This is a genomic window from Mycobacterium shigaense (genome assembly GCF_002356315.1).
Taxonomy (GTDB): domain Bacteria; phylum Actinomycetota; class Actinomycetes; order Mycobacteriales; family Mycobacteriaceae; genus Mycobacterium; species Mycobacterium shigaense.
In genome coordinates this window covers 1,082,510-1,097,004 of sequence record NZ_AP018164.1, presented here as the reverse complement: position 1 = coordinate 1,097,004, position 14,495 = coordinate 1,082,510, and the positions used below count along the sequence as shown (strand labels likewise).

Annotated in this window: 12 protein-coding genes; 6 read left to right on the top strand and 6 right to left on the bottom strand. The window is 68.3% G+C overall.

The annotated features are described in order from the left end of the window. Positions 1-15 precede the first annotated feature (15 nt). From MSG_RS05180 to MSG_RS05165, 4 genes are all read right to left on the bottom strand, one after another. Positions 16-1,566: a DNA polymerase Y family protein gene (locus MSG_RS05180; RefSeq protein ID WP_096437648.1), complete on the bottom strand. Its 1,551-nt coding sequence runs from the start codon at positions 1,564-1,566 to the stop codon at positions 16-18. Between the two features lie 50 nt (positions 1,567-1,616). Then, positions 1,617-2,303, bottom strand: a complete 687-nt coding sequence (locus MSG_RS05175) for a hypothetical protein (RefSeq protein WP_096437646.1) — start codon at positions 2,301-2,303, stop codon at positions 1,617-1,619. A gap of 178 nt (positions 2,304-2,481) precedes the next feature. Next, positions 2,482-4,062, bottom strand: coding sequence for a glutamine-hydrolyzing GMP synthase (gene guaA / locus MSG_RS05170; protein ID WP_181159146.1), 1,581 nt, complete (start codon positions 4,060-4,062; stop codon positions 2,482-2,484). Between the two features lie 9 nt (positions 4,063-4,071). After that, positions 4,072-4,713 carry a winged helix-turn-helix transcriptional regulator gene (locus MSG_RS05165; RefSeq protein ID WP_096437644.1) on the bottom strand — a complete coding sequence of 214 codons (642 nt, stop codon included), beginning with the start codon at positions 4,711-4,713 and terminating at the stop codon, positions 4,072-4,074. A 78-nt stretch (positions 4,714-4,791) separates the two neighbouring features. On the opposite strand from MSG_RS05165, the gene MSG_RS05160 reads away from it, so the two are divergent. The 5 genes from MSG_RS05160 to MSG_RS05140 all read left to right on the top strand — a co-directional run bounded on the left by MSG_RS05160 (position 4,792) and on the right by MSG_RS05140 (position 11,161). Then, positions 4,792-6,321, top strand: a complete 1,530-nt coding sequence (locus MSG_RS05160) for an MFS transporter (RefSeq protein ID WP_232011161.1) — start codon at positions 4,792-4,794, stop codon at positions 6,319-6,321. Then, positions 6,318-7,154, top strand: a complete 837-nt coding sequence (locus tag MSG_RS05155) for a class I SAM-dependent methyltransferase (RefSeq protein WP_096437640.1) — start codon at positions 6,318-6,320, stop codon at positions 7,152-7,154. Before MSG_RS05160 ends, MSG_RS05155 begins: the two co-directional genes overlap by 4 nt. Then, positions 7,151-7,957: a class I SAM-dependent methyltransferase gene (locus MSG_RS05150; protein ID WP_096437638.1), complete on the top strand. Its 807-nt coding sequence runs from the start codon at positions 7,151-7,153 to the stop codon at positions 7,955-7,957. Before MSG_RS05155 ends, MSG_RS05150 begins: the two co-directional genes overlap by 4 nt. Before the next feature lie 70 nt (positions 7,958-8,027). Beyond that, on the top strand, positions 8,028-8,798 hold the full coding sequence (locus MSG_RS05145; protein ID WP_373421130.1) for a beta-phosphoglucomutase family hydrolase: 771 nt from the start codon (positions 8,028-8,030) through the stop codon (positions 8,796-8,798). Next, complete coding sequence (locus tag MSG_RS05140; protein ID WP_096437634.1) at positions 8,795-11,161, top strand: glycoside hydrolase family 65 protein; 2,367 nt, start codon at positions 8,795-8,797, stop codon at positions 11,159-11,161. Before MSG_RS05145 ends, MSG_RS05140 begins: the two co-directional genes overlap by 4 nt. Before the next feature lie 12 nt (positions 11,162-11,173). Here MSG_RS05140 and MSG_RS05135 read toward each other — a convergent pair whose 3' ends face one another. After that, complete coding sequence (locus tag MSG_RS05135; RefSeq protein WP_096437632.1) at positions 11,174-11,752, bottom strand: TetR/AcrR family transcriptional regulator; 579 nt, start codon at positions 11,750-11,752, stop codon at positions 11,174-11,176. Positions 11,753-11,814: 62 nt separating this feature from the next. On the opposite strand from MSG_RS05135, the gene MSG_RS05130 reads away from it, so the two are divergent. Beyond that, positions 11,815-12,717 (top strand): TauD/TfdA dioxygenase family protein, encoded by a 903-nt coding sequence (locus MSG_RS05130; RefSeq protein ID WP_096437631.1) that lies wholly within the window; start codon positions 11,815-11,817, stop codon positions 12,715-12,717. Positions 12,718-12,723: 6 nt separating this feature from the next. Here MSG_RS05130 and MSG_RS05125 read toward each other — a convergent pair whose 3' ends face one another. Further along, positions 12,724-14,460: an FAD-dependent oxidoreductase gene (locus tag MSG_RS05125; RefSeq protein ID WP_096437630.1), complete on the bottom strand. Its 1,737-nt coding sequence runs from the start codon at positions 14,458-14,460 to the stop codon at positions 12,724-12,726. Between the last annotated feature and the right edge of the window lie 35 nt (positions 14,461-14,495).

Sequence of the window (14,495 nt, the reverse complement as noted above, 5' to 3'; positions counted from 1 at the left end):
CGCTAGAGCGCAAGGCTATTCGTAGCTTCCTTCCAAATACCACCTCCTTTGCCGATAGCACAGCAGCAGCGCGCGTTCGCCCTCCAGCAGCACCTGGGCGCGCGCGGTGCGACTCCCCCCTTGACCGGCCACGGGCCGGTCATCCCACCACCGCTCGTCGACCGGCCACGGACCGGCCCACCAGCGCAGCGGGTCGTCCTGGCCGCGGGCGACCAGGCGCGCCGGGTCGGCTGAGAACATCCCGCGGCTGGTCACCCGCACCGGATTGCCTTGGGCATCAAGTAATTCCACCGGATCATCGAGCAACACCGTGGGCGAGGGCTCGGGCAGTCGACCGGGCCACGGCAGACTCGGGTCGGCGTGCGGCACCGGCTCGTCACCCAGCGGGGTCAGCGTGATGCGCTCGGCCGGCCCGCGACCACCGGACAACACCGGCACCTGCACCGCCTCCGGGCCGAGCAGGCCCTGCACCCGAACCAACGCCCGGCGGGCCCGAAGCCTGTCCTCCTCCCCTAGGCCGCCCCACAGTGGCAACTGCAACGCCTCGGCGGACACCACCTCCACCGCCTGCAGCCGCAGCCGCGTCACCGGCCCGGTGGGCCGATCCTGACTGGTCCGATTGCTCAGCCAGCCATCCAGTTGCCAGCGCACCCGGTCGGCGGTGGCCTCCTCGGTCAACGGTTCGGCACAGCGCCACACCCGGCTGCGCTCTTCACCGTTGGCGGTGACGGCGTGGATGGCCAGCCGGGTGCAGCCGACCCCGGTGGACATCAGCATCTGATGCAGCGTGCCGGCAAGCGAGCGCCCGGCGAATGCCGCGGCATCGACCCGGTCGATCGGCGGATCGCAGTCCAGCACGGCCTCGAGTTCGGCCGGCGGCTCCCGCCCGGACGGTCCCCGCTCGGGCTCGCCGCGGGCCAACCGGTGCGCGGTCACCCCGTCGGCGCCGAACCGGGAGGCCACGTCGGTTGCCGATAGCGCGGCGAACTGGCCGATGGTGCGAATCCCCATCCGCCACAACAGATCTGTCAGCTCTTCCCGCCCCGGACCGGACAGGCTCGGCTCGGTGGCCAGCTGCCGGATCGACAGCACCGACAGAAATGGTGCGTCGCCGCCCGGCTCGATGATGCGGCCTGCGCGCGCGGCGAAGACCGCGGTGGACAACTGGTCGGCGATCCCGGCCTGGCATTCGGCGCCGGCCACCGAACTCACCGCCACCGCGTCGATCAGCCGCTCGGCGGCGCAGCCCTCGGACCCGAAAAAGCGGGCCGCCCCGCGCACCGGCAACACCAGGAGCCCGGGCCGCAGCACCTCGGCGCGGGGCACCAAATCGTCGACCGCCGCGATGACCCCTTCGAAGAAGCGGGCATCGCGGTCGGCGTCGGCGGTGACGACATGCAATTGCGGGCAACGGGCCGCCGCCTCCCGGCGGCGCAGCCCTCGCCGTACTCCCGCCGCCCGGGCCGCCGACGAGCAGGCGATCACCCGGTTGGCCAGCGTGACCGCGACCGGGGCCGTCGCGGCCAGGCCGGCGGCCGCCGCCGCCGCGACCGCCGGCCAGTCCATGCACCAAATCGCCAGCACTCGGGAGCCGGCACGAGAAGACGCCACCCGAGTTACCCCGGGCGCGCCCGGCCGATCACCCGTCTGCCCGCACACATCCCGCTGACGCGCAGCCGGACCCCACTAATCCGCCCGAACCCGGGAGTGGGGGTAGCCCTGCCACCTGCGGTGATCTCGTAGCCGCAGACCCGGGCCTCCAGCCGCGTCGGCACCCCGTCCCAGTCGCCGTCGGTGACCAGCAGCGTGCACCCCTTGTTCCGGGCCCGGGCCACCACGGCCCGCGCCCGGGTCGGCGGCACCCGGCGACCGCCCAGGGCGAGGACCACCAGATCCATGCCGTCGACGAGCACCGCGGCCACCTCCACCGGATCGGTTCCGGGATCCGGTATCACTGCGAGCCGGCTCAGGTCCGCGCCCATCTCCACCGCAGCCAGCAGCCCGATATCCGGCTGACCGACGATCGCCGCGTTGCCGCCGGCGGCTGTCACCGCGGCCACCATGCTCAGCAACAGGGACCGGGCCCCGGAAACCATCGCCACCGTCCCCCGCGGCAACGGCACCGGCAGAGTCTCCGCCAGCCACCGCGGTACGGGCAGCTGGGATTCCGAGTCCGGCAGCAGGTCGTCGGCGGCGATCCCGGACACCGCCCCGGGCGTCTTCCCGGACACCGCGGCCATCTTGCGACGCAGGGATTCGAGCAGTTCGGACCGATCCCGGCCGGAGGCGACAACCGCCGTCATATAGGCCTCCTACCAGCGGTTACTCGATCATATTCGAATATATGTTCGATACATGTCAGAGTAAACACCCACCCTCCGACAACCGTCAAGAAACGCGAGGGGCAGCTTTATGCGATCGATACGAATGGGGCAGATGAGGGGAATTAGGTGGCGATCAATGCCGCGGCCAGGCCGGCGACTACTCCCACTCGATGGTGCCGGGCGGCTTGCTGGTGATGTCCAGCACCACGCGGTTGACCTCGGGGACCTCGTTGGTGATCCGGGTCGAGATGCGCTCCAACACCTCGTAGGGCACCCGGGTCCAGTCGGCGGTCATGGCGTCCTCGCTGGACACCGGGCGCAGCACGATCGGGTGGCCGTAGGTGCGGTTGTCGCCCTGCACCCCGACCGAGCGGACCTCACCCAGCAGCACCACCGGGCACTGCCAGATCTGGTTGTCCAGGCCGGCGGCGGTCAGTTCCTCGCGCGCGATCGAGTCGGCACGCCGCAGGGTGTCCAGCCGCTGCGCGGTGACCTCGCCGACGATCCGGATGCCCAGACCCGGACCCGGAAATGGTTGGCGCGCAACGATTTCCTCCGGCAGACCCAGCTCCCGGCCGACTGCGCGCACCTCGTCTTTGAACAGCAGCCGCAGCGGCTCGACGAGCTTGAATTTCAGGTCGTCGGGCAGCCCACCGACGTTGTGATGGCTCTTGATGTTCGCGGTGCCGCTGCCCCCGCCGGACTCCACCACGTCGGGATACAGCGTGCCCTGCACCAGGAAGTCGACCTCAGAACCGTCCCCCGCAATATCTCGGACCGCGCCCTCGAACGCGCGGATGAACTGCCGCCCGATGATCTTGCGCTTGCCCTCGGGGTTGGTCACCCCCGACAACGCCTCCAGGAAGGTACCGGCCGCGTCGACGGTGACCAGGTTGGCCCCGGTGGCGGCGACGAAATCGCGCTGCACCTGCACCCGCTCGCCGGCGCGCAACAGCCCGTGGTCGACGAAGACACACGTCAGCCGGTCGCCGATGGCACGCTGCACCAGCGCCGCGGCCACCGCCGAATCCACCCCACCGGACAGCCCGCAGATCGCGCGGCCGTCACCGATTTGGGCGCGCACCTGTTCGACCAGCGCCTCGGCGATGTTGGCGGCCGTCCACTCCGCGCCCAGCCCGGCGAAGTCGTGCAGGAACCGACTGAGCACCTGCTGCCCGTGCGGGCTGTGCATCACCTCCGGGTGATACTGCACGCCGGCCAGGCGCCGGGCCCGGTTCTCGAAGCCGGCAACGGTGGCACCCGAGCTGCTGGCCACCACGTCGAAGCCCGACGGCGCGACCGTGACCGCGTCACCGTGGCTCATCCACACAGGTTGTACGTCGGGCAGGCCCGAATGCAATTCGCCACCAAGGACTTTGAGCTCCGTGCGGCCGTACTCGCTGGTGCCGGTGTGGGCGACGGTCCCGCCGAGGGCCTGGGCCATCGCCTGGAATCCGTAGCAGATGCCGAACACCGGCACGCCAAGGTCGAAGATCGCCGGATCCAGTTGGGGGGCGCCCTCGGTGTAGACGCTGGCCGGGCCGCCGGACAGCACCAGCGCCAAGGGATTGCGGGCCTTGATCTCGTCGACGGACGCGGTGTGCGGAATCACCTCGGAGAAGACCCGGGCCTCGCGCACCCGGCGGGCGATCAACTGCGCGTATTGCGCACCGAAGTCGACCACCAACACCGGCCGGTCGACCGGTCCGGCATTCTCCAGATCCGCGGGTTCGGTCACGGCCCGAGTCTAGTGGAGCGCAAACAGGGTTCGCAGAGCCTCGACGTCACGCGGGTCGCCGGCGAATTCGATGCGCCGCAGCGCCGCCTTGCGCTTGGCCTCGGTGGCGCCGAGCCGGGCGGTGACCAAATCGCCCGCGCTGGCGGTCAGCGTCACCGAGGGTTCCCGGTGAGCTGCCGCCAGGCGGCCTTCCGTGATCGCGAATTCGAAACGGCGATCGTCGATCTCAGCCCGGCAGGTGATATCCACCCCGGCGGCGCCCGCCCGGTCGAAGCCGAGCAGGATGCCGGCGAGGAATCCGTTGAGCGGCGTCGCCCGGCCCGCATCGATGGGGTCCAGCCGCTCCACGCCGAACCACGCGATGCTCTGCAGGACCGGCAGCGCCCGCTGCCAGCCCAGGTCGGTGAGCGTGTACACGGTGCGACCGACCGGGGCAGGTAGGTCCGCGCGGGCAACCAGCCCGGCATCCTGCAGCTCGCCCAGTCGATCGGCGAGCAGATTGGTTGCGATGCCGGGCAGTTCGGCGCGCAGGTCGCCGTAGCGGCGCGCCCCACCGACCAGTTCGCGCAGGATCAGCAACGTCCACCGCTCGCCCAAGACGTCGAGCCCGCGAGCGATGGGGCAATTCTGGTTGTAGTTGCGGGTCCGCACCGGGCGATTTTATCACGTTAGACATCTTTTTCCAGTTAATGCTTGATTTGTTTGTCTATCAGCTTTACTGTCATGTCCATGCGGACCTTTGCCCTCGCAGTGATCTGTCTGTCCGTCTTCGTCATCAGCGTCGACGCAACCATCGTCAACGTCGCGCTGCCCACGTTGTCGCGCGAGCTGCAGGCCGATACGGCGCAGCTGCAATGGATCGTCGACGCCTACACCCTCGTCATGTCGGGGCTGCTCTTGTCCGTCGGCAGCCTCAGCGACCGCTATGGCCGGCGCGGTTCGCTCAGCCTGGGGCTCACCCTGTTCGCCATCACCTCGGGCTTTGCGGCACAAGCACATTCCGCGGAGCAGCTCATTGCCGCTCGTGCCGCGATGGGCGTGGGTGCGGCGGTGATCTTCCCGGCCACGCTGGGGCTGATCACCAACATCTTCACCGACCCGGGTCCGCGCGCCAAGGCGATCGGGCTGTGGGCCGCCATGGTCGGTGTCGGGGTGGCGGTGGGGCCGATCAGCGGCGGCTGGTTGCTCGAACACTTCTGGTGGGGCTCGATCTTCATGGTCAACATTCCGATCGCGGTGGTGGCCATCGTCGGCGGCCTGTTCGTTCCCACCTCTCGCGACCCCGCCGCACCGCGCGTCGACGTCCCCGGGTTGGTCCTGTCCGCGGCTGGGGTCACGACGCTGGTCTACACCGTCATCCAGGCACCCACCTGGGGGTGGACGAATGTCCGCAGCGCCGTCGGTTTCGCCATGGCCGCAGCCATTCTGGTGACGTTCGCGCTGTGGGAACGCCGCACCACCCATCCCATGCTGGATGTCTCGGTATTTCTCAACCGGCGGTTCGCAGGCGGCAGCCTGGCCGTCACCGCAGGCTTTCTCACCTTGTTCGGGTTCATCTTCGTGATCACCCAATACTTCCAATTCATCAAGGACTACAGCGCTTTTCAGGCCGGCGTGCGGCTGCTGCCAGTGGCCGGGTCCATCGCGCTGGCCAGCATCGTGGGTCCGCGACTGGTCGAACGGATCGGCACCACGGCCGTCGTCGCCGGCGGTCTGACCGTGTTCGCGGCCGGGTTGGCGTGGGCGTCCACCGCCGATGCCGCGACGCCCTACGACCAGATCGCCACGCAGATGCTGTTGCTCGGGGGCGGCCTCGGCCTGACCTTTGCGCCGGCGACCGAGGCGATCATGGGGTCCTTGCCGGCCGAGAAAGCCGGCATCGGTTCGGCGGTCAACGACACCACCCGGGAACTCGGCGGCACCCTCGGCGTCGCCATCGCCGGCAGCATCTTCGCGTCGGTGTACTCGGGGCGACTGGCCGCTGCCTCGGCACTCGCCGGCCTGCCCTCCGACGCGATGCGTCACTCAATGGCTCTGGCACACGGCGTAATTCAGCATCTTCCGGCCCCGCAATCCGGCTATGTGCGCGCCACCGTGGACCGTGCGTTTTTAGACGGGCTGCAAGTGAGCTCGCTGGTCTGCGCGGGCATCGCCCTGGGTGCGGCCGTCGTCGTCGCGTGGCTGCTGCCCAGCCGGGCGCAGCCCATCGCCGACCTGAAGACCGATATCCCCTCGAGCGAAAGGCAATTGAGCCCATGACCACAGTCCCCGCAGCAGGCGAAAGCACCTACGTCCTCGGCCACGAAGACGCCGAAGTACAACGGCTACTCCTGCAAGGACGGCTCTACGACGGCTACACCGAGCACGCGCTGCGGCTGGCCCGCCTGCGACCGGGCATGCGGGTGCTCGACATCGGCTGCGGCCCCGGCGACGTCTCGTTCGTCGCCGCCCGGCTCGTCGGACCGTCCGGATCGGTACTCGGAGTGGACGCCGCTCCCGAAATGATCGCGCTGGCCCGCGCCCGGGCCAACGAACAGGGCGTGTCGACAACGCAATTCGTGCACGCCACGATCGACTCCCTGACGCTGGACGAGCCGGTCGACGCCGTGATCGGCCGGTTGATCCTGATGCATCTGCCCGATCCGGCGGCCACGCTGCGCCGGCTGCGCACGTTCGTGCAGCCCGGCGGCATAGTCGCGTTCTCCGAGAACGACGTCACCGCGACGCGCACCATCCCCGAGCTTCCGCTGTTCGCGCGCACGGTGTCGGGCATCGTGCGCGCCTTCGAAATCCTCGGGCTCAGTGCGCAATTCGGCACCAAGCTACACACCGTCTTCGCCGACGCCGGCCTGGGCATGCCGCAGCTGACCCAGGGCGCACCCATCGGAACCGCCGCGGACACCGACATCCTGGCCTACGCCGCGCAGGTGTGGCGGCTGGTGTACCCCGTCGCCGAACAGCACGGCTTCGCCATCGACGAGCTCGCCGACATCGACAATTTCGTCCCGCTGGTTCGCGAGCAGGTGGCGGCGGCCGACGCCGTCGTCGTGATGGCCCCGATGATCACCGCCTGGGCGCAGGTGCCGGGATGAGCGACACCATCGAAGCCCAGTACGCGACCGGGTTGTCGCGACACAACATCGAGCGTGCGCTCATCGCCGCCGGCAAGGACCTCGACCGCCTGCAGCCCGCCGACCTGGGCCTGCTGGAGGACTTCCACACGATGGGCCGGTTCGCCACCGCCGCGCTGGTCGACCTGCTCCAGATCACCAGCGACAGCGCGGTGCTCGACGCGGGCAGCGGGATCGGCGGCACCGCGCGCTACGTGGCCGATCGCTGCGGCTGCAGGGTCACCACGGTCGACCTCTCCGAGGGATACTGCGATGCCCAACGCTGGCTCAACCGAATCGTCGGACTGGACCGCCGGATATCGGTGAGCCAGGCCGACGTCACCGACCTGCCCTTCCCGGACGGCATCTTCGACGTGGCCGTCAGCCAGCATGTGCAGATGAACATCCCCGACAAGACGCGCCTGTACCGTGAAGCCCGCCGCGTGCTGCTTCCCAGTGGCCTACTTGGCTTGTGGGACATCGTGATTGGCGAACCCGGCGAGCTGGGCTATCCACTGCCGTGGGCCGACCGGCCGGCGCGTAGCCACCTGGTGACCTCCGCCGAATTGCGCGCGACGGTCGAGTCAACGGGATTCGCGATCGAACGCTGGAACGACCTCACCGAACAAGCGGCCGCACTCATGCAGTCCTTGCTCCCCCTGCCCGCCGGCCCGCTGGGCCTGCACGCCTTCGTAGTCGACTTCGCCCGAAAGGCCGAAAACCTCACCACCGCGTTGTCGGACGGGCGGCTGCGCGTGATCCAGGGAGCCGCGCGAGCCGCTTGAACAACACGGTCCTTCGCTGGCGGCACACGGGCAAGCATGGTGAAGTGGGTAGCGCCCGACTACTTCGACAGTGAGGATCCCCGTGCTGGGTCTCCCCGAGAAGGTGCGTGCCTGCCTGTTCGACCTCGACGGCGTACTCACCGACACCGCCAGCGTGCACACCAAGGCGTGGAAGGCCATGTTCGACGCCTTCTTGTCGGAGCGGGCCAAGCGGACCGGAGACAAGTTCGTCCCGTTCGACGCGGCGGCCGACTATCGCCAATATGTGGACGGCAAGAAGCGGGAGGACGGGGTCCGCTCGTTTTTGGACAGTCGCGGCATCGATCTGCCCGACGGCAACCACGACGACCCGGGCGACGCGGACACCGTCTACGGCCTGGGCAACCGCAAGAACGAGATGTTCCAGAAGATCCTCGAGAAGGACGGCGTCGAGGTGTTCGAGGGCTCACGGCGCTACCTGGAGGCGGCCTCGACCGCCGGGCTCGGCATCGCCGTCGTGTCGTCGAGCGCCAACACCCGCGAGGTGCTCGAGATCACCGGCCTGGAGCGGTTCATCCAGCAGCGGGTGGACGGCGTCACGCTGCGCGAGGAGCACATCAAAGGGAAGCCGGCGCCCGACTCCTATCTGCGCGGGGCGGAGCTGCTCGGCGTCGCCCCCGACGCGGCCGCGGTCTTCGAGGACGCGCTATCGGGCGTGGCAGCCGGCCACGCCGGGAACTTCGGCTTCGTGGTCGGAGTGGACAGGGTGGGCCAGGCCGAGGAGTTGCGCCGCAGCGGCGCCGACATCGTGGTGAGCGATCTCGCCGAATTGCTGGGGAACTCAACCGAGGTCACGTCGTGATCACGCAGGAGGCCTTTCCCGTCGAGCCGTGGTTGATCCGCGAGACACGGCTCGACCTCAACCTGATCGCCCAGTCGGAATCGTTGTTCGCCTTGTCCAACGGGCACATCGGGCTGCGCGGCAACCTCGACGAGGGTGAGCCGCACGGCCTTCCGGGCACCTATCTGAACTCGTTCTACGAGATCCGGCCGCTGCCCTACGCCGAGGCCGGCTACGGCTACCCGGAGGCCGGCCAGACGGTCGTCGACGTCACCAACGGCAAGATCATCCGGCTGTTCGTCGAGGACGAGCCGTTCGACGTCCGCTACGGCGAGCTGATCTCGCACGAACGCTGTCTGGACCTGCGCGCCGGGACGCTGACCCGCAACGCGCAATGGCGCTCCCCGGCGGGCAAGGAAGTCAAGGTCACCTCCACCCGGCTGGTGTCGCTGGCCAACCGCAGCGTCGCCGCCATCGAGTACTGCGTGGAGGCGGTCGGCGAATTCGTCCGGGTGACCGTGCAGTCCGAGCTGGTCACCAACGAGGACCAGCCGCAGACGTCGGCCGACCCACGGGTGTCGGCCATCCTGGACAATCCGCTGGAGGCCGTCGAACACGAGGCCCTGGAGCGAGGCGCGGTGCTGATGCACCGCACCCGGGCCAGCGCGCTGATGATGGCCGCGGGGATGGATCACGAGGTCGAGGTGCCGGGGCGGGTCGAGGTCAGCAGCGACGCGCGCCCCGACCTGGCCCGGACCACCGTGATCTGCGGGTTGCGGCCCGGTCAGAAGCTGCGCATCGTCAAATACCTGGCGTACGGGTGGTCCAGCCAGCGCTCCCGCCCCGCGGTGCGCGACCAGGTCGCCGCGGCAATGCACAGCGCCCGCTACAGCGGATGGGACGGGCTGCTGAAGGCGCAGCGCGAGTACCTCGACGACTTCTGGGAGAACGCCGACGTCGAGGTCGAGGGCGACTCGGAATCCCAGCAGGCGGTGCGGTTCGGCCTGTTCCACCTCGTGCAGGCCAGCGCCCGCGCCGAGCGCCGCGCCATCCCGAGCAAAGGGCTCACCGGAACCGGGTATGACGGCCACGCGTTCTGGGACACCGAGGGTTACGTGCTGCCGGTGCTGACCTACACGTTGCCGCACGCCGTCGCCGACTCGCTGCGGTGGCGGGCGTCGACCCTCGACCTGGCCCGTGATCGCGCGGCGGAACTCGGCCTCCAGGGCGCCAGCTTCCCCTGGCGAACCATCCGCGGGCAGGAATGCTCGGCGTACTGGCCGGCCGGCACCGCGGCCTTCCACATCAACGCCGACATCGCAATGGCCTTCGAGCGCTACCGCGTCGTCACCGGCGACCACACGCTGGAGCAGGAGTGCGGCGTCACGGTGCTGGTCGAGACAGCCCGGCTGTGGATGTCGCTCGGCCACCACGACCGGCACGGCGTCTGGCACATCGAGGGCATCACCGGGCCCGACGAGTACACGGCGATCGTCCGCGACAACGTGTTCACCAACCTGATGGCCGCACACAACCTGCTCACGGCCGCTGAGGCCTGCAACCGCCACCCCGAGGCGGCCGAGGCCTTGGGCGTGACGTCCGAGGAAGCGGCAGCCTGGCGCGATGCCGCCGACGCCGTCAACATCCCCTACGACGAGGAACTCGGCGTCCACCAGCAATGCGAGGGATTCACCAAGTTCGCTGAGTGGGATTTCGAGAAAAACAACAAGTACCCGTTGCTGCTGCACGAGGCCTACGTGCGCCTCTACCCCGCGCAGGTGATCAAGCAGGCGGACCTGGTGCTGGCGATGCAATGGCAGAGCCACGCGTTCACGCCCGAGCAGAAGGCGCGCAACGTCGACTACTACGAGCGACGCATGGTCCGCGATTCCTCGCTGTCGGCCTGCACGCAGGCGGTGATGTGCGCCGAGGTCGGGCACCTGGAGCTGGCCCATGATTACGCATATGAGGCCGCGCTGATCGACCTGCGCGACCTGCACAGCAACACGCGCGACGGCCTGCACATGGCCTCGCTCGCCGGCGCGTGGATGGCGATCGTGAACGGCTTCGGCGGTCTGCGCGACGACGAGGGGATCTTGACACTGGATCCCCAACTGCCGGATGGCATCTCACGACTGCGCTTCCGGCTGCGGTGGCGCGATTTCCGGGTGACGGTCGACGCCAACCACCGCGACGTCACCTATACCGTGCGCGACGGGCCCGGCGGCGAGCTGCTGATCCGGCACGCCGGCGAGGACGTGAAGCTGAGCACGGAGGCACCGACCACCATCGCGGTACGCAGACGCACGCCGTTGCTGCCGGCGCCGTCGCAGCCGCCCGGCCGCGAGCCGATGCACCGCCGTGTGCTGGCTCGCCACAAATAGCCCGCTGCGACCCTAGGTCAGGTTGTCCGGATCGAGGATCCGGCCGAGTTCGGTGTGCACGACGTCGCGGATTTGGTCGTCGGTCAGCTCGTCCAGACCGGCGGCCGAACGCAGGATCGGCGCGAAGAGCCGCCAACCAAACTGCAGCGCCAGGCCGTTGGCGACGGCCAGCCGCGCACTCATGTCGTCTTTGTGCACTGGTCGCACCCATTCGATCAGAGTGGCAATGTTCGGAAACTGCTTTTGCAACTGCGCGGCGGGATACCCGTCGAGCAGCGTCCGGGCCATGACCCGCATCTGCCGGTCCAGCACCTGATCCACCACCTCGCTTGGCGCACCCGAGTTCAGCAGATCGGTCAGCGTCGTCCCGAGATGGTCGAGCACGGCGCCGACCAGCTTGTCCTTGGTGCCGAAGTGGCGAAACACCAGTCCGTGATTGACCTTCGACCGGGCGGCTATGTCGCGGATCGATGTCGCCGCCGGTCCACGCTCGGCGAACAGGTCGGTGGCGGCCTGTAGAACCGCCGCGGCCACCTCTTCGCGTCCAGTGGGGATCTCGCCGCGAGTAGCCCTTGCCGAACCTGTAGTCATGTGTCTACACTACTCGTGTAGTCGATTGACTACAGTGCTCTTATCGGAAAGGGACGACAGAAATGAAGAACTCCGTCACCGTCACCAAGCTGAGCAGCCGGATCGGCGCCCGAATCGATGGCGTACGCCTCGGCGGTGACCTGGCTCCCGACACCGTCGCGGACATTCACCAGGCTCTGCTTGCGCACAAGGTGATCTTCTTCCGTGGCCAGCACCACCTCGACGACGCCGAGCAACTCGCGTTCGCCAAGCTGCTGGGCACCCCGGTCGGCCATCCGGCCTCACTCGCCGCCGTCCCCGAGACGCCGGTCATCACGCCGATCGACTCCGAATACGGCAAGGCCAATCGCTGGCACACCGACGTCACCTTCGCCGCGAACTACCCGGCGGCCTCGATCCTGCGCGCGGTGACCCTGCCCCCCTATGGCGGCTCGACGCTGTGGGCCTCGACGGTCGCCGCTTACGAAGACCTCCGCGAACCGGTCAGATGTCTGGTCGAGAATCTGTGGGCGGTGCACAGCAATCGCTACGACTACGTCACTGCCGAAGCGCTGCAGGCGTCGATGAGCGACACCGAGCGCGCCTTCCGGCAGTCGTTCGAGGCGCCCGATTTCCGCACCGAACACCCGGTGGTTCGGGTGCACCCCGAAACCGGGGAACGCAGCTTGCTACTCGGCGACTTCGTGCGCACCTTCGTCGGATTGGACAACCAGGTCTGGGGCGGGCTGCTCGACCTGTTGCAGAGCCAAATCACCAAGCCGGAGAACACGATTCGGTGGAACTGGGAGTACGGCGACGTCGCAATGTGGGACAACCGGGCGACCCAGCACCGCGCCGTCGACGACTACGACGACCATCCGCGTCTGATGCACCGCGTCACGCTGATGGGCGACGTCCCCGTCAACGTGAACGGAGAACGCAGCCGCGCCCTTGGCGGGGGACTACTGAAAGTAGTTGCCAGTTGATCGATTTCAGCTCGCCGAGCTGACCGGATCGATCGGCAGCCAACGCAGCGCACCCGGTGCACCGAGGGGTACCACCGGGTGCGCCGGCGTTATCGGCGCCAGCCGCCGGTAGGTGTCGCCCTGCAGCGGGCGCTGATCGTTCCCCCCCTTGTTCGGCCACAGCGAGGCGGCCCGCTCGGCCTGCGCGGTGATGGACAGCGACGGGTTGACGCCCAGATTCGCCGAGATTGCCGCGCCGTCGACCACGTACAGGGTGGGATAGCCGTAGACCCGGTGGTACGGATCGATCACGCCCTGTTCGGGGCTGTCGCTGATCGCCGCCCCGCCGAGGAAGTGTGCGGTCAGCGGGATGTTGAACAACTCCCCCCAGGTGCCGCCGGCCACGCCGTCGATTTTCTCGGCGATGCGACGGGTAACCGTGTTGCCCACCGGATTCCAGGCCGGGTTCGGGTCGCCGTGTCCCTGCTTGCTGGTGTACCAGCGGATGCCCAGCCTGCCGCGTTTGGTGAACGTGGTGATCGAGTTGTCCAGGTGCTGCATCACCAGTGCGATCATCGTGCGTTCGCTCCACTTACGGGGATTGAGCAGCCGCAGCATGCCACGCGGGTCCTCCCCCGCCGTATCGAGCAGCTGCCGCCAGCGCGGCACGTCCGTGCCCTCGAGCCCGGGGCCGTCGGTCATCAGCGTCTGTAGCAGCCCCATCGCGTTGGAACCCTTGCCGTAGCGGCAGGGCTCGATGTGAGTGTCCTCCGTCGGGTGAATCGACGACGTGATCGCCACCCCGTGGGTTAGGTCCAGGTCCGGCGACACCGTGCGGCGCCCGGCGCCGACGATCGATTCGGAATTGGTTCGGGTCAGCACACCCAGCCGCTTCGAGAGGCGTGGCAGTTTGCCCTTGTCGCGCATGTTGAACAGCAGGTGCTGGGTGCCCCAGGTGCCCGCGGCCAAGATCACGTTCGCGGCGGTGAAGGTGCGCTTACGCCGCCGCACCCAGCTGCCGGTCCGGACCGTGCTGATCTCCCACAGTCCGTCGGGCCGTTGCTCGAAGCTCTTCACGGTGGTCATTGGAATGACTTGTGCGCCTGCGGATTCCGCGAGGCCGAGATAATTCTTGAGCAGCGTGTTCTTGGCCCCGTAACGGCAGCCCGTCATGCAGGAGCCGCACTCCAGGCAGCCGGTGCGCTCCGGTCCCACACCACCGAAGAACGGGTCGGGAAACTTCTCGCCCGGTGCCTTGGTGCCCTCCGGCCCGAAGAACACCCCCACCGGCGTCGGCACGAACGTATCGCCGCAACCCATTTCGTCGGCGACCTCTTTGAGCACGCGGTCGGCGTCGGTGAACGTCGGGTTGGTGACCACGCCCAGCATCCGCTGCGCCTGCTCATAATGCGGCTCCAGCTCGCTGCGCCAGTCGGTGATGTGGGCCCACTGGCGGTCGGCGAAGAACGGCTCCGGCGGGACGTACAGCGTGTTGGCATAATTCAGCGATCCGCCGCCCACCCCGGCGCCGGCCAGAATCAGCACGTTCTTCAGCGGATGAATCCGTTGGATGCCGAAGCAGCCCAGTCTCGGAGCCCACAGAAACTTGCGCAGATTCCACGACGTCTTGGCGAAATCCTCGTCTTCGAAGCGACGGCCCGCCTCCAATACGCCTACGCGGTAACCCTTTTCGGTCAGTCGGAGCGCGCTGACGCTGCCGCCGAAACCCGAGCCGATGATCAGGACGTCATAGTCTGGCTGCATCACCCCAGTATGAACTTACCGGTGGGTAACGAGCT